The organism is Cryobacterium sp. PH31-L1, assembly GCF_030063145.1.
GTDB lineage: Bacteria > Actinomycetota > Actinomycetes > Actinomycetales > Microbacteriaceae > Cryobacterium.
The window spans coordinates 424283-438846 of record NZ_JASISM010000002.1 but is presented as its reverse complement, the minus strand read 5'-3'; the positions used below and the strand labels follow the sequence as shown (position 1 = coordinate 438846).

The 14564-nt window shown below is 66.7% G+C and carries 11 protein-coding genes; 6 read left to right on the top strand and 5 right to left on the bottom strand.

The features are described 5' to 3' along the window. Positions 1 to 182 precede the first annotated feature (182 nt). The gene (locus tag QMF22_RS06455; protein WP_283451531.1) at positions 183 to 1787 is read left to right on the top strand and encodes an acyl-CoA carboxylase subunit beta; all 1605 of its coding nucleotides are present in this window, start codon (positions 183 to 185) and stop codon (positions 1785 to 1787) included. After that, a complete protein-coding gene (locus QMF22_RS06450) occupies positions 1787 to 2017 on the top strand; it encodes an acyl-CoA carboxylase subunit epsilon (RefSeq protein WP_283451528.1) in 231 nt (76 codons plus the stop codon). Before QMF22_RS06455 ends, QMF22_RS06450 begins: the two co-directional genes overlap by 1 nt. A gap of 446 nt (positions 2018 to 2463) precedes the next feature. On the opposite strand, the gene QMF22_RS06445 is transcribed toward QMF22_RS06450, so the two are convergent. From QMF22_RS06445 to QMF22_RS06430, 4 genes are read right to left on the bottom strand one after another with little or no spacing between them, the layout of a single operon-like run. Next, positions 2464 to 3519 carry a DUF8320 family protein gene (locus QMF22_RS06445; RefSeq protein WP_283451526.1) on the bottom strand — a complete coding sequence of 352 codons (1056 nt, stop codon included), beginning with the start codon at positions 3517 to 3519 and terminating at the stop codon, positions 2464 to 2466. After that, positions 3516 to 4907 carry a sensor histidine kinase gene (locus QMF22_RS06440; RefSeq protein ID WP_283451524.1) on the bottom strand — a complete coding sequence of 464 codons (1392 nt, stop codon included), beginning with the start codon at positions 4905 to 4907 and terminating at the stop codon, positions 3516 to 3518. The genes QMF22_RS06445 and QMF22_RS06440 overlap by 4 nt, the downstream gene beginning before the upstream one ends. Next, positions 4900 to 5607 carry a response regulator transcription factor gene (locus QMF22_RS06435; protein ID WP_283451522.1) on the bottom strand — a complete coding sequence of 236 codons (708 nt, stop codon included), beginning with the start codon at positions 5605 to 5607 and terminating at the stop codon, positions 4900 to 4902. Before QMF22_RS06435 ends, QMF22_RS06440 begins: the two co-directional genes overlap by 8 nt. A gap of 38 nt (positions 5608 to 5645) precedes the next feature. After that, a complete protein-coding gene (locus QMF22_RS06430; protein WP_283451520.1) occupies positions 5646 to 6962 on the bottom strand; it encodes a class I SAM-dependent RNA methyltransferase in 1317 nt (438 codons plus the stop codon). 85 nt (positions 6963 to 7047) lie between these two features. Between QMF22_RS06430 and QMF22_RS06425 the strand changes: the two genes are divergently transcribed. Further along, complete coding sequence (locus QMF22_RS06425; protein ID WP_283451517.1) at positions 7048 to 7698, top strand: Maf family protein; 651 nt, start codon at positions 7048 to 7050, stop codon at positions 7696 to 7698. 85 nt (positions 7699 to 7783) lie between these two features. After that, the gene (locus QMF22_RS06420; RefSeq protein ID WP_283451515.1) at positions 7784 to 9556 is read left to right on the top strand and encodes an acetyl/propionyl/methylcrotonyl-CoA carboxylase subunit alpha; all 1773 of its coding nucleotides are present in this window, start codon (positions 7784 to 7786) and stop codon (positions 9554 to 9556) included. Between the two features lie 417 nt (positions 9557 to 9973). On the opposite strand, the gene QMF22_RS06415 is transcribed toward QMF22_RS06420, so the two are convergent. After that, entirely contained in the window at positions 9974 to 11410 is a 1437-nt protein-coding gene (locus QMF22_RS06415) for an NAD(P)H-quinone dehydrogenase (RefSeq protein WP_283451513.1), read from the bottom strand. A gap of 182 nt (positions 11411 to 11592) precedes the next feature. Between QMF22_RS06415 and QMF22_RS06410 the strand changes: the two genes are divergently transcribed. Further along, positions 11593 to 12426, top strand: a complete 834-nt coding sequence (locus QMF22_RS06410) for a purine-nucleoside phosphorylase (RefSeq protein WP_283451510.1) — start codon at positions 11593 to 11595, stop codon at positions 12424 to 12426. A 440-nt stretch (positions 12427 to 12866) separates the two neighbouring features. After that, positions 12867 to 14549: a phospho-sugar mutase gene (locus QMF22_RS06405; protein ID WP_283451667.1), complete on the top strand. Its 1683-nt coding sequence runs from the start codon at positions 12867 to 12869 to the stop codon at positions 14547 to 14549. The last annotated feature ends 15 nt before the right edge of the window (positions 14550 to 14564 follow it).

The following is a 14564-nucleotide window of genomic DNA, read 5'->3' as shown; positions in this document are numbered from 1 at the left end:
ATTCCGTGCCATTTCGGCCAAAATCTCCGCAGTTATGAACCGGGAGGGTGGGAGAGGCCGCCCGTGGAGCCGCGAGAGGGGCTGAAATGCATGTCCGGAGGGGGAAACGTGCAGTGTTGCGCTGCAAAGTTGTGGAACATCGTCAACGGGGAGCGTGCGGGGGGTGCCGGTAGAGTGAAACGGTGACTGACAAGACGCCCCCCGCGGCACCGGACCTGTATACGACGGCGGGAAAACTCGCCGACCTCAAGCTGCGCTATCACGAAGCCGTGACCGCCAGCGGGGCGACCGCCATCGAGAAGCAGCACGCCAAGGGCAAGATGACCGCCCGCGAGCGCGTCGACCTGCTGCTCGACCAGGGATCCTTTGTTGAACTCGACGAGTTCGTGCGGCACCGCACCGTGGCCTTCGGCATGGAGAAGAAGCGGCCGTACGGCGACGCCGTCGTGACCGGAACCGGCACCATCCACGGCCGCCAGGTGGCCGTCTACTCGCAGGACTTCACCATCTTCGGCGGTTCGCTCGGCGAGGTCGCCGGCGAGAAGATCATCAAGGTGATGGACCTCGCCCTGAAGACCGGGGTGCCGATCATCGGCATTCTCGACTCCGGCGGAGCGCGCATCCAGGAGGGCGTCGTGGCCCTCGGCAAGTACGGCGAGATCTTTCGTCGGAACACGGCGGCATCCGGGGTCATTCCGCAGATCTCGATCATCTGCGGCCCGGCCGCCGGTGGCGCCGTCTACTCCCCCGCGCTGACCGACTTCGTGATCATGGTCGACAAGACCAGCCAGATGTTCGTCACCGGCCCCGACGTCATCAAGACCGTCACCGGCGAAGACGTGGGCATGGAAGAGCTCGGCGGCGCGCTCACCCACAACAAGATCTCCGGCGTCTCGCATTACCTCGCCAGCGACGAGCCCGACGCGCTCGACTTCGCCCGCGCCCTGCTCAGCTACCTGCCGGACAACAACCTGGCCGAGCTGCCCGTGTTCGACAGCGAGGTCGAGCTGGAAACAACGGATGCCGACCGTCGCCTCAATACGATTATCCCCGATTCGCCCAACCAGCCCTACGACGTGAAGACGGTCATCGAACACATCGTGGACAACGGTGACTTTCTCGAGACGCAGCCGCTGTATGCGCCGAATATCGTCGTGGGCTTCGCCCGGGTCGAGGGCCGCTCGATCGGCATCGTCGCCAACCAGCCCAACGCCATGGCCGGCACGCTAAACATCGAGGCCGGTGAGAAGGCGTCTCGCTTTGTGCGGTTCTGCGACGCGTTCTCCATTCCGATTCTCACCCTCGTGGACGTGCCCGGCTTTCTGCCGGGTACCGACCAGGAATGGACCGGAATCATCCGTCGCGGGGCGAAACTGCTCTACGCCTACGCGGAGGCCACCGTGCCGCTGGTCACCGTCATTTTGCGCAAGGCCTACGGCGGCGCGTACATCGTGATGGGTTCCAAGCAACTCGGCGCCGACACCAACCTGGCCTGGCCGACCGCGGAGATCGCCGTCATGGGCGGCCAGGGCGCCGTGAACATTCTCTACCGCGCCGAGATCAAGGCGGCCGAGCAGGCCGGCGAAGACGTCGCGGCCGTGCGCACCCGCCTGGCCAACGAGTACACCTACAACGTGGCCAGCCCGTTCCTGGCCGCTGAGCGCGGGGAGCTCGACGGCATCATCGAGCCGGCCGCGACCCGGGTGTCCGTCATCAAGGCCCTGCGCGCGCTACGCACCAAGCGGGCGACCGTGCCCGCCAAGAAGCACGGGAACATTCCGCTCTAATGCCGAAGCCGTCAGAGTTTGATCCGTCGGAGCTGGTTTTCGTGACCACCGGCGTGAGTGACACCGAAGTGTCGGCGGTGACCGCCGTCATCCGTGGTCTGTTGCGGGAGGAATCCGACGAGCGTCGGGCCGCTCCGGAACTGGGCCAGAGCGCCTGGCAGCAGAACCAGCGCGCCATCCGCAAGCCCGTGCACCCTGGCTCGGGTCGCTGGCGCGGCTTCACCGGCTGACGCTCAAGTTTCGTCCCCTCGCTATTTTCCGGGCCCGGGCCCGGAAACTGGGCCCATGATCTATCATGGTCCCAGTTCCCGAAGGTGGGCCCGGAGCAGACCGGTCCGACGAACAGTGTGCCCGCGTTCATAAGGTGGTCCTGCTTCCAGGGCCTGGGCCCGTCCCGAAATGCGGGGGCGCAACTACCGGTCGGTCTGTCCTCCTAAATGCCGACTGTGCGAATGATGGAGATGGTACAGACTGAAGGTGCTCGGTGACGCTCCTGGAGTTTCACCACCAATCATTCGCTGACTAGGGTAAGCGAGCGAATGTGTTGGGGGCGAGAACGGATGCCATTCGGGTTGGCGTCCTTTCTCGAATAGTCGTTAGGGGATCAGCTTCGGCTGATCCCCTTTCGCGTTCCCACCTCAAGCAGGCACCACTTTGGCCAGCGGATGCCGCGGCTCTACGCGGTCGCGGCGGCAGTCGCTGCCCGCCGAGGGATTTCCATCCACAGGTCGACTTCTTCTTCGCCGGATGAGTCCGGTCCGAGGGCGCTCACGGCCGGGTCAGGGCTCAAGAGGCCCACCACGGTGACCGCGACGATCGCGCTGTCGGCCGATGTGCGGGCGATGATCTTATCGGCCTTCGTGCGGCCGATGGCCGTCGCGAGGGCGTTCAGCACGACCTCCAGCTCGGAACCGTTGAGGTCGTCGATCCCGCCCTCATCCAGCAGGGTAACGCTTGCACCGCGTCGCCTGGCCGCCATGACCTGCTCGCGCACGGCGTGGTTCAACAAACGCCGCCCACGGATTTCGTCCCGAATTGACGCTTCGAGCAGACGGCACTCCTGGCGATCGGCCTCGCTCAGATCGCCGTCCCTTTCGCTGATGCGGCGCAGCATGGGCATGGCCAGGCGCATGGTCTGGGTAAGTCGCACCTGGCGCTCGTAGAGGTGGGCCTCCTGGGCTGCGTGCCATCCGCTCGCCTCACGCTCGGCCCGCGCATACTGGCGCGCATCCCGGCTGGCCTTTACGAGGGCTCGAGAGAGGAGCCCGGCAGCGACAACCCAGACCACGCTGCCGATGACGCCCATGTGTCCCAGCTCGCCGACGCCGGCCCAGACGATGCTGTGCACGACGAGCGCGCCAACTCCCAGCAGGGCCAGCTGCGGGCGCTTGCGGGTGGCGGTGATCGTCATCAGGGTGCCGACCGCGGCCACGTACCAGGTGGCATACCCAAGATTTCCGGAGGATCCGTCGAGCTGGCTGCCCACGATCAGTGGGATCGCCACTGAGACGCCCACATTGAACAGGGCCAGCGGCAACGACATGCGCATGGGGCTGGTAGGCCAGAGGCTCGCAATCGTCGCCACGAGGTACAGGCCCATGGCAGCGAGAATCGGCCCTGCCGAGTGCGGTGTGTCGAGCGAATATACGCCGAGCAGCACGTGATAGCCAGAGAAGAAGGCCGCCACGATGAGGGTCAGGGTGCGGGAGACGACGACGACGCCGGTCATCATCGGCCACCCGCGTCGCGCCCGGAGTGCCCGCCCTTCGCCTCGGTCGGCTGGTCGGCGATCGGCTCGTCCGCCTCATCGTGCCGCGGCCAGGTGATGGTGATGGTCGTGCCGTGGCCGACGCTGGTGCGCAGCACGGCCACGCCGCCGGCGGTGGCCACGCGGTTATGGATCGACACTCGCAAGCCCAGGCGGGCGCTGGCGACGGCCGACACGTCGAAGCCGCGGCCAGTGTCGCTGATCTCGATGGTGCATCCGTTCTGGTCGTTACCGCCCACCGTGACGCTGCGCGATTGTGCGTGACCCGCGTGCTGCACGCTGTTGACCATGGCCTGTACGCTGGCCGAATAAAGGGCCTCGGCGGCATGCTCCGGAATGCTGAGGCCCTCCACGCAGAGCTCGGTCACCGTGAACACGCCCGTCGCGGTCGCCGCGGAGCGGATGCGCGCGACCAACTTGCTGACGGCGACGGAAGCATCGTCGAGATTGCGCTCGCCGTTGGCTTCCTGCAAGCGGATGATGGCGCTGCGAGCCATTGCGGCGGCCAGTTCGGCGCCTTTAGCGTTGCGCACGCCCGCAGCGGAGAGCAGGGTCGCGAGCACGCTGTCGTGCACGATGGAATCGACCTCGACCCGTTCCACCTCGGTGGCGTGATGGCGCACCGCCACGGAGTACTTCGCGAGCGCATTGGATTGTGCGGTATCTACCTTGGCGGTGGCCTCGCGCAGTACGTAGATAATGATGAGCACGGTTCCGCCGAGCAGCATGGCGTAGCAGGTGTCTAACACTGCAAGCAGGTTCTCGGCCTCGCCGCCGGAGGGCAGCACCCGCACCAGCCCAAACGCGACCGGGGCAACCACCGTGTAGACAGCTGCCCAAAACAAGGGCAGAGCTATGGCCGCGCACGAGGTAGCAACACTGCAGAGATACCAGAGCCAGGGCTTGCTCGCTAGTACCGCTGTGGGATCGATCATGACCAGGGGCCACACGAAAAGTGCGGCGAGGTAGACGGCAGCCACTGCCGCCGCGGCCGTGCGGATGCCCCGTCGAATCAGCGTCGCAACGACGAAGATCACAATCGTCAGCCCCAGAAGGAGCGCAATCGGCACACCCGCCGCGGCTTTGCGGCTCTCCAACTGCTCGAGTATGAGCGGCACGGACTGCAGCGCGAAGATCACCGCGACGGCGGCTACCGATCGCGACAGCACGATTTCGATCTGGGCGTGGCTGATCGGGTTGCGCGGCTGCCGGGCGCGGCCAAACAGGCTGCCGTCGGTTTCGATTCCGGCGTCACCGACGGCCGCGAATGGCTGCGTTGTCGTGGAGACCAGGGTGCCCTGACTTTCGCGCTGCCGGTGTTGGTCGCCCTGGCGGGCGGCCCGTTTAGACACCGCGGTCAGCTTCGGTGGCGTCGAGCCCTGGCAGGATTCCGTCTTCGACGGCGCGTCGCAGCAGGTCAACCTTGGTCGGTGCGGGACGCCCGACCTCGACGTACTTCACCCGAATGCGATCGAGGTATTCGCGGGCGGTGGAGTGCGCGATCCCCAACTGCATCGCGACCATTTTGAGTGGCAGGCCCGAGGCGTAGAGGTGCAGCACATCGCGTTCGCGGCGGCCGAGCTGCGCCTTGGCGAAATCCCGGTCGGCGTCGATGGCGGTGGCCCACTCGAGGTTGTTGAGTACGTCGCCGCGGGCAACGGATGCGACGGCCGCCATCACCGTGGTGGTCGGCGACGACTTGGGGATGACGCCGGCCGCGCCGGCGGCGAGGGCTTCCCGCACCGAGGCGACCCGGTCGGCGATGCTGTGCACGAGCACGGCGGAGCCGGTCGTCTGCACGAGGTGCACGTTGTCGGTGACGAGCGAGCCATCACCGAGGGACAGGTCCAGCACGATCACATCGCATGTGCGGCCGGCCAGGCCGTCGACGAGCCCCTGCGCGGTGGCTGCCGCGAACAAGACTTCGTAGCCGGCGTTCTCGCAGGCGGCTTGCAAGCCCAGTCGTACCGACTCGTGGTCGTCGACAATGCCGACGCGCACGGGCGCGTCGGCGGGGGTGGATGGTGCGGGATCAGTTACTGCGTGGCTCACGGTAGGGCTGCCTTCGGGTTGTCTAGTCTCAACGATAGCTATTTGCAGAGCAGTGCGACGGCTTCGACGTGGTGAGTATTGGGGAATAGGTCAAAGGCGCGCAGGGTCTTCAGCTGGTAGCCCTGCTTCGCAAACAGCGCCACGTCGCGGGCGAGCGCCACCGGGTCGCAGGCCACGTAGACGATCTGCTGCGGTGCGAGGATCACAAGCTGGTCGACGACGGCCTTGCCCGCACCGGAGCGTGGCGGGTCGAGCACCACGGTGGCGGCGGCGAGACGGGCCCGTTCGGCGGCATCCGCTTCGCGCAGCAGGCGCTGAAGAAAGCGGTCCACGCGGTCGGCCTCGGCGGTGGCGCCGGCCCATTCCTTGAGGTTGCGGGCGGCGAACGCAACAGCTTCGGAGTCGCTCTCGACCGAGGTGATGCGGGTCGTGGGGCCGAATTTATCGCCGACGGCCGCGGCGAGCAGTCCGACGCCGCCATACAGGTCGAGGTTGGAGGCGCGCGGGTCGAACAATGACGGATCGATGATGTTCCGAACCGCGTGGAACAGGGTGTCGGCGGCCATGGAGTGCACCTGCCAGAATCCGGAGCGGTCCAGCTCGAATTCGCGGTCGGCGACGACCTCGTGAATGAGGCCGTGCGGCACCCGTTTGGGCTTTCCGTTGCTGTCTTTGGCCGAGACCAGCACCTGCACGTCGCCCTTGCTCGGCGCGACCAGATCCACCTGAGCTGCGTTGTGAAATAGGGTGTCGAGCGGGGCGCGCAGTTCAAGCTCGTGCTCGGCGAGCGGCAGGTCGTCGACCGGAATGACCCGGTGACTGCGGGCGGCATACGGGCCGATAGTTCCGTCGGCGGCGACGTGCAGGCTGACCCGGGTGCGCCATCCGGTGCCGTCCATCGCGTCGCCGGGGCTGGCCTTGGCGCTGACGGCGACCGGCTCCACCACGACGTCGGTGGCGATTCCGGCCATGCGCTGCAGGGCGTCGGCGAGCACCTGGCGCTTGAGTTCGCGTTGGAAGCCGAGTTCGATGTGGCCGAACTCGGCACCGCCGGCGCGGTCTTCGGGGGCGCGATCAATGGAGGCCGCGCTCCAGATATGCGGCTGCCGTTCGGGGGCGGCGTCGACGGCGGCGACGGTTTCGGCACGCCAGAAACTCTTGTGGTTGGCCTCGGTGAGGCGGGCGCGCACCCGTTCGCCGGGCAGGGTGTCGCTGACGAAGATCACGCGGCCCTCGTGGCGGGCAATGAAGATTCCGCCGTGGGCGACGTTGGTGATGTTCAGTTCAAGCTCGTCGCCGACACTCGCAGAGGATGTCGGCTCGGAGGCCTGGGGCTGGTGACTCGTGTTGCTCATCTAACGATGATCCCACACCCCTTGCCGGGCTGGCGGTTGCCGCCTGCTTGAATGGATGCTTACGCCCCGTTTGAAAAGGATCACCATGCGCCTCTATCTGGCTTCCACCTCTCCGGCTCGCCTGGCCCTGCTGCGCGCGGCCGGCATCGAACCGGTGCTCATCAACCCCGAGGTCGACGAGGCCCGGGTCGTCGCCGAGACCGAAGCCGCCGTGGGCTCGGCGCTCGAGGCGCGAGTACTCGTGGAGCTGCTGGCGCGCGCGAAAGCGGAGGCAGCGGCATCCGCTCGGCTGGACGAACCTCTGAACGGTCTGCTGCTCGGCGGCGACTCGGTGTTCGTGCAGGGCGATGTCATCTACGGCAAGCCGCACACAGCGGATGCTGCCCGCGAGCGGTGGGAACGCCAGCGCGGGCGCACCGGCACGCTGTATTCGGGTCACTGGCTGATCGAGATGGCCGACGGCCTGCCCGGCCGGGCGATCGGCGCAGTCGCGGTGGCCGAGGTGACCTTCGCCGACGACCTCGACGATGCCGAGCTCGATGCCTATATCGCCACCGGTGAGCCCTTGTTCGTAGCGGGGGCGTTCACGATCGACAGTCTCGGCGCTCCCTTTATTACAAGCATCATCGGGGATCCGTCGACCGTGGTGGGGCTGTCGCTGCCGACGCTGCGGCGGCTGGTGCGCGCCCTCGGACACGAGTGGCCGACCCTGTGGAATCGCCCCGGAGCACTGTAGTTGTAGGCATCCGCAAGAATCTGCCGCGTCTTTTTGTGGGACAGAACCAAAAGGGATGCGGCGGCGGGCAATAGGCTAGGTGATTGTGTCACTCATAACGAAGGTCCTCATCGCCAACCGAGGCGAGATCGCCGTTCGGGTCATCCGTGCCGCGAAAGACAGTGGAATTCTCTCTGTCGCCGTCTACGCCGACCAGGATCGCGACTCCCTGCACGCCCGTCTCGCTGACGAGGCGTACGGTCTCGACGGCACCACCGGCGCCGAAACCTACCTGGTCATCGACAAGATTCTATCGATCGCCCGCCGGAGCGACGCTGACGCCGTGCACCCCGGCTATGGCTTTCTGGCCGAGAACGCCGACTTCGCCCGCGCCGTGATCGGCGCCGGTCTCACCTGGATCGGGCCGTCGCCCGAAGCCATCGAACAACTCGGCGATAAGGTCTCGGCCCGCAAGATCGCCGAAAAGGTCAATGCGCCTATGGCGCCCGGCACCCTGAACCCCTGCAGCGACGCCGCTGAGGTGCTCGCCTTCGTCGACGTGCACGGCCTGCCCGTCGCGATCAAGGCCGCCTTCGGTGGCGGAGGCCGAGGCCTCAAGGTTGCCCGCACCCGCGACGAGGTTGCCGAAATGTTTGACTCCGCCACCCGCGAGGCCGTTACAGCCTTCGGTCGCGGCGAATGCTTCGTCGAGAAGTACCTGGACTCCCCCCGTCACGTTGAAACGCAGTGCCTCGCTGACATGCACGGCAACGTCGTCGTGGTGTCGACCCGCGACTGCTCGCTGCAGCGTCGGCACCAGAAGCTCGTCGAAGAGGCCCCGGCCCCGTTTCTCACCGAAGCGCAGACGACCGAGATGTACCGCGCCTCCAAGGCCATTTTGAAAGAGGTCGGCTACCTCGGTGCCGGCACCTGCGAGTTTCTCATCGGCCAGGACGGCACCGTCTCGTTCCTCGAGGTCAACACCCGCCTGCAAGTGGAGCACACGGTCTCCGAAGAGGTCACCGGCATCGACCTGGTGCGCGAACAGTTCCGCCTCGCTGAGGGCGGCGAGCTTTCCGGTGGCGACCCGGTCGCATCCGCTCACTCCTTTGAATTTCGCATTAACGGGGAGGATGCCGGCCGCGGCTTTCTGCCCGCGCCCGGCCCGGTTCACGTGTTCAAGCCCGCCGGCGGCCCTGGCGTGCGTGTCGACACCGGCGTGCAGTCCGGCGATGTGATCAGCGGATCGTTCGACTCCCTCATCGCCAAGCTCGTCGTCACCGGTGCAACCCGTGAGGAAGCGCTCGAGCGCTCGCGCCGTGCCCTCGACGAGTTCGAGGTGGCCGGCCTGCCGACCGTGCTGCCCTTTCACCGCAAGGTCGTGCGCGACCCGGCCTTCGCGCCGACCGACGGCAAGCCCTTCACGGTCTTCACCCGGTGGATCGAGACCGAATTCGAGAACGACATCGAACCGTGGAGCGGCAGCATGGAAGACGCCGCCGGCCCGCAGAAACGCCACAGCATCGTCGTCGAGGTGGAGGGACGCCGCATCGAGGTGACGCTGCCCACCCGCCTGCTGCCCGGCGGCGCGAGCGCCCGCTCGGTCGGCCCAGCCCCCAAGCGGCGTGGCGGCCTGCACTCCGTCGACACCGCCACCGGAGACGCAATCAAAGCGCCGATGCAGGCGACCATCGTGAAGCTGCTCGTCGCCGAGGGTGATCTGGTCGTCAAGGGCGACCTGCTGCTCGTGCTCGAGGCCATGAAGATGGAGCAGCCGCTGGTCGCCCACCGCGATGGCACCGTGGGCAACGTCGCCGCGGTAGTCGGCGAGACGGTCTCTTCCGGCAGCGTGCTGCTCACGGTCTCCGACGCCGCCTAGCCCTTTCGTTTTCCCGCCGACCGCAAGTTACCGAGACTGGCGGATGCTGTTCTAGACGGGGTTGGGGACAAGGCAACCGCTCCTCAGCTCAAACAATGCCGGTTTCCAGAAAGAGATCCGAGAAAAGCGTTCGGATCCCTTTCTGAAAACCGGCATAACTCGTCACCCCGCGGATACCTTGCCCCCGCCCGGTTCCCGAGATAGCTCGGGAAATCAGATGGTGACACTACCAAAACTCGACCCGCGCTGCTGGCAGCCGCGGGGGCGGGTTTTCCGCGGGGTTGCGAGTTTTGCGGTGTTTCGGGGCTCTGCGCACGCTTTTCGCGCAGGGCCCCGAAACATCGCAATGTTTGAGCGAGGAGCGGATGACCCGCTCACGCGGCCCACCCCGAAAACTATGGCGGCGTGCCGCGGGAGCTAGAGGACTACGTGCATCGCTCGCGCAGCATCCGTTATGGAGCCGGTGAGCGAGGGGTAGACGGGGAACGTGCGGGCGACCTCGTCGACGGTGAGCCGGTGCTCGACGGCCAGGGCGAGCGGGAAGATGAGTTCGCTGGCCTTGGGGGCAACGATGACGCCGCCGATGACCGTGCCGCTGCCGGTGCGGGCGAAGATCTTGACGAAGCCGTCCTTGATACCCATCATCTTGGCGCGCGGGTTTTGTGACAGCGGCAGCTTGTAGATCTCGCCCTGCGCAAGTCCGTCTTCGATCTGCTTCTGGGTCCAGCCGACGGTCGCGATCTCGGGCTGCGTGAAGATGTTAGCGGCCACGTTGCGGATCTCGATGGGGTTGACCGTGTCTCCCATAGCGTGGAAGACGGCAGTGCGCCCCATCATTGAGGCAACGGATGCCAGCGGAAGCTCAGTCGTGCAGTCTCCCGCCGCGTAGATGTTCGGAATCGAGGTGCGGGCGACCCGGTTCGTCTGGATGTGCCCGGAGTCGGTGATCTGCACGCCGGCCTGCTCGAGACCGATGTTGGCGGTGTTCGGAATGGAGCCGACGGCGATGAGGCAGTGGCTGCCCTCGACCGTGCGTCCGTCTTCGAGGGTGGCGATGACACCGGTCTTGGTGCGTTCCACCGAGGAGGCCCGCGACTTGGACAGCACCGTCATGCCGTTGCGCTTGAAGACGTTCTCGATGACGTTGGCGGCGTCGGCGTCTTCACCGGGCAGAACCTGGTCGCGGCTGGAGATGAGGGTGACCTTGGCGCCGAGGGCACGGTAGGCGGAGGCGAACTCGGCTCCGGTGACGCCCGATCCGACCACGATCAGGTGCTCGGGGATGGCCTTGAGGTTGTAGAGCTGGGTCCAGGTGAGGATATGCTCCCCGTCGGGCAGCGCGGAGGACAATACGCGCGGGCTCGCGCCGACGGAGACGACGAGGGTGTCAGCGTCGATGCGGTCGAAGTCGGTGGCGGCCTTGTCGCCGGAGGTGGCGACGATGATGCCGGTGGTGCCGTCGAGGCGTCCGTGACCCTGCACGTAGCGCACGCCGGCACGAATGAGCGTGGCCTTCATATCTTCGGACTGCTGGCGGGCGAGAGCGAGCAGGCGCTTGTTCACTGCGGCCAGGTTGATGGCCACTTCCGGGCGCAGGGGCTTGCCAGTTTCTCCGCGCACGAAGAACTGCACGCCGAGGTCGGTGGCCTCACCGATCGAGTTCGAGGCCTCGGCCGTGGCGATGAGAGATTTGGAGGGGACGACATCCGTTATCACGGCGGAACCGCCGACACCGACGCTTTCAATGAGGGTGACGTCAGCACCCTGTTGTGCTCCGGCGATGGCCGCTTCGTATCCGCCGGGCCCACCGCCTAGTACTGCGATGCGCTGCTTGCGTTCGAACTCATAGGCCATGTTCTCCATTCTCTCAAGCCGTCGAGCCCCCGCAAAACCGCTTCACCGCCCGTCGAGCCCGGTTTGTCCCTCGAAAAGGGCGAAAACACGCCGAATGACCGTCTCGACGGCCGGTCGGCGCGCCGATGAGCAGAATTCGCGCAGAATCTCCGTGCTCAAGGTGGGGGTTCTAGAGTAGTGAAATGTTCACGAACGAGATCAACCCGTTAGACCTGCCCGAAACAGATCCGTTTGAGGCAGCACGGTCGGCCGCTGCGGAGATCGCCGGCATCACGGGAGTGCCCCGGCACGATATCGCTCTCACCCTGGGCAGCGGTTGGGCCAAGGCCGCTGACCTGATCGGCGAGACCACGCACACGGTCGCCGCCGCGGACATCACCGGGTTCAGCGCGCCCGCGCTGGTCGGCCATGCCGGCACGCTGCGCTCGATTCTGCTGCCCGGCGGCAAGCGCGCGCTCGTGATCGGTGCCCGCACGCACTACTACGAGGGCCACGGCGTGCGCCGGGTCGTGCACAGTGTGCGCACGGCGGCGGCGACCGGAGCGACAACGATGATTCTGACCAACGGGGCCGGCGGCATCCGTGAATCGTGGAAGCCCGGAACCCCGGTACTGATCAGCGACCACATCAACCTGACGGCTGATTCCCCGATCGAGGGCGCGAACTTCGTCGATCTGACCGACCTGTACTCGAAGCGGTTGCGCGATCTCGCGCGCGGAATCGACCCCACGCTCGACGAAGGCGTGTACTGCCAGTTTCGCGGGCCGCACTACGAGACGCCGGCCGAGGTGCAGATGGCCAAGGCCATCGGCGGCCACATTGTGGGTATGTCGACCGCACTCGAGGCCATCGCGGCCCGGCAGGCCGGCATGGAGGTTCTCGGGCTCTCGCTCATCACCAACCTCGCCGCCGGCATTCAGACGACCCCGCTCAGTCACGGCGAAGTGATCGAGGCCGGCGCGCTGGCCGAACCCGTGATCAGTGCGCTCCTCGCCCGGATCGTGGCCGCACTGTGACCGGCGCCGAGCGTGGCGACGCGGAGCCGACGGTTTCGCGCAGCGGCGGCCGCCATTCCGGCCCGCCAGCGGTTGAACCGGCGAACGTGACCCCGCCGGTCACGCCGGCTACCGTGCCGGTCGTTGCGCCGGCTACTGCGCCCGTCACGCCGCCGACCACCTCGGATGCCGCGCCGCAGGTCACCGACTCCGACGAGGCCGACGAGGTGCACACCCCGACCCGCGCCCTGCCGATCGTGCAGGACGGCGACGATGCCGGCTCCGAGCCGACCGTTGCCATTCAGACCATCGCGCACGACAGCGACGATGCCGGCTCTGAACCGACCGTTGCCATTCAGACGATTAGAACCGATGCTGCTGCGAACGACGATGTCGACGACCTCGCAACCGCTCCGGTCGCACACGAGACGCCGAAGACTCCGAGCGACCGCACAGCAGCTCTGCTGCAGGCGGCCAGGGCCTGGCTGAACCAGGATCCCGATCCGGAGACGCAGGCGCAGCTTCGTGCGCTCATCAATGCCGTCGACGACGGCGACACGGTAGCCCTGTCGAACCTTCACTCGCGCTTTGACACCCGCCTGGCGTTCGGCACGGCCGGGCTGCGCGGCGAAATCTCCGCCGGACCGAACCGCATGAATCGCGTGCTCGTCTCGCAGGCGGCGGCTGGCCTCGCCACCTACCTGCGCCGGCACGCCGCGCCCGGCGTGACGCCGTCGGTGGTCATCGGGTACGACGGACGCAAGAACTCGCACGTCTTCGCGACGGACACGGCGGCGCTGATGGCGGGCGCGGGGGTGCGCGCCATCCTCTTGCCGCGGCTGCTGCCGACGCCCGTTCTCGCCTTCGCGGTGCGGCACTTCGACGCCAGCTGCGGTGTGATGGTGACCGCGTCGCACAACCCACCCAATGACAATGGCTACAAGGTGTATCTGGGCGGCGCGAACAATGGCGCGCAAATCGTCTCGCCCGACGACAAGGCGATCTCGGATGAGATTTTGCGGGTCGCCGCCGACGAGCACGTGTTGAAGCTTCCGCGCGGGGCGTATGAGACCGCCGAGGAAGACGTCGTGCTCGCCTACATCGCGGCGACGGCCGGCCTCGCACACACGCCGCGCGCGCAGGTGAACGCCGTGTACACCGCTATGCACGGGGTCGGCTGGGATACCACCCGCCGCGTGCTCGTCAAGGCCGGGTTCGACCTGCCGACCTTGGTCGATGCGCAGATCGCGCCGGACGCTGCCTTTCCGACCGTGGCATTTCCGAACCCGGAAGAGCCCGGCGCCATGGATCTCGCCTACGAGACCGCGCGTGAGGTGAGCGCCGAGCTGATCATCGCCAACGATCCGGATGCGGACCGCCTCGCCGTGGCCATCCCCGATCTGTCCAGCGCGAGCGGCTACCGCCGGCTGAGCGGCAACGAGGTTGGCGCAATTCTCGGCTGGCGGGCCGCTGCGCTGGCTGGTTCAGACCCTGACGCTGTTATCACTGAGGAGACCGGGGCACTCGCGTGTTCCATCGTGTCGTCTCCCGCCCTGCATGCGGTAGCGGATGCCTACGGCCTGCGTTTCGTAGAAACCCTCACCGGATTCAAGTGGGTCTCGCGCGTGCCTAACCTGGTCTACGGCTTCGAAGAAGCACTCGGCTACCTGGTCAACCCGGAGACCGTGCGCGACAAGGACGGCATCTCCGCCGCCGTCGCACTGCTCTCGCTGGTGAGCGATCTCAAGTCGGAGGGGACCACTCTCGCCGGCTACCTCGACCTGTTCAGCGAGAAGTTCGGTCATTTCGCGTCGGGTCAGATCTCGGTGCGGGTGTCGGACCTGTCCACGATCGCGCTCGTGATGACGCGTCTGCGGGAGTCCCCGCCGACCCACGTCGGCCGCATCCGGGTCGACGAGATCGACGACTTTCGCTGGGGGCTGGGCGACCTTCCCCCGAGTGACGTGCTGCGCATCCGTTTGACGGACGGGTCGCGCGTCATGGTGCGCCCGAGCGGAACTGAACCGAAGCTCAAGGTGTACATCGACACGCGCAGCACGGTCGGCACGCTGGTGGAGCGGCGGGCGGCCGCGCAGGCGGCGCTCGATGAGCTCGATCGGGGCATGCGCGCGCTGATCGCGTAGGTGGCGGCATCCGCT

Excerpts from the sequence above, each read along its gene's own strand:
- QMF22_RS06410 (WP_283451510.1), top strand. The coding sequence starts at position 11,593 with ATGTTCACGAACGAGATCAACCCGTTAGACCTGCCCGAAACAGATCCG.
- QMF22_RS06450 (WP_283451528.1), top strand. The coding sequence starts at position 1,787 with ATGCCGAAGCCGTCAGAGTTTGATCCGTCGGAGCTGGTTTTCGTGACC.
- QMF22_RS06430 (WP_283451520.1), bottom strand. The coding sequence starts at position 6,962 with ATGAGCAACACGAGTCACCAGCCCCAGGCCTCCGAGCCGACATCCTCT.
- QMF22_RS06425 (WP_283451517.1), top strand. The coding sequence starts at position 7,048 with ATGCGCCTCTATCTGGCTTCCACCTCTCCGGCTCGCCTGGCCCTGCTG.
- QMF22_RS06415 (WP_283451513.1), bottom strand. The coding sequence starts at position 11,410 with ATGGCCTATGAGTTCGAACGCAAGCAGCGCATCGCAGTACTAGGCGGT.
- QMF22_RS06445 (WP_283451526.1), bottom strand. The coding sequence starts at position 3,519 with ATGATGACCGGCGTCGTCGTCGTCTCCCGCACCCTGACCCTCATCGTG.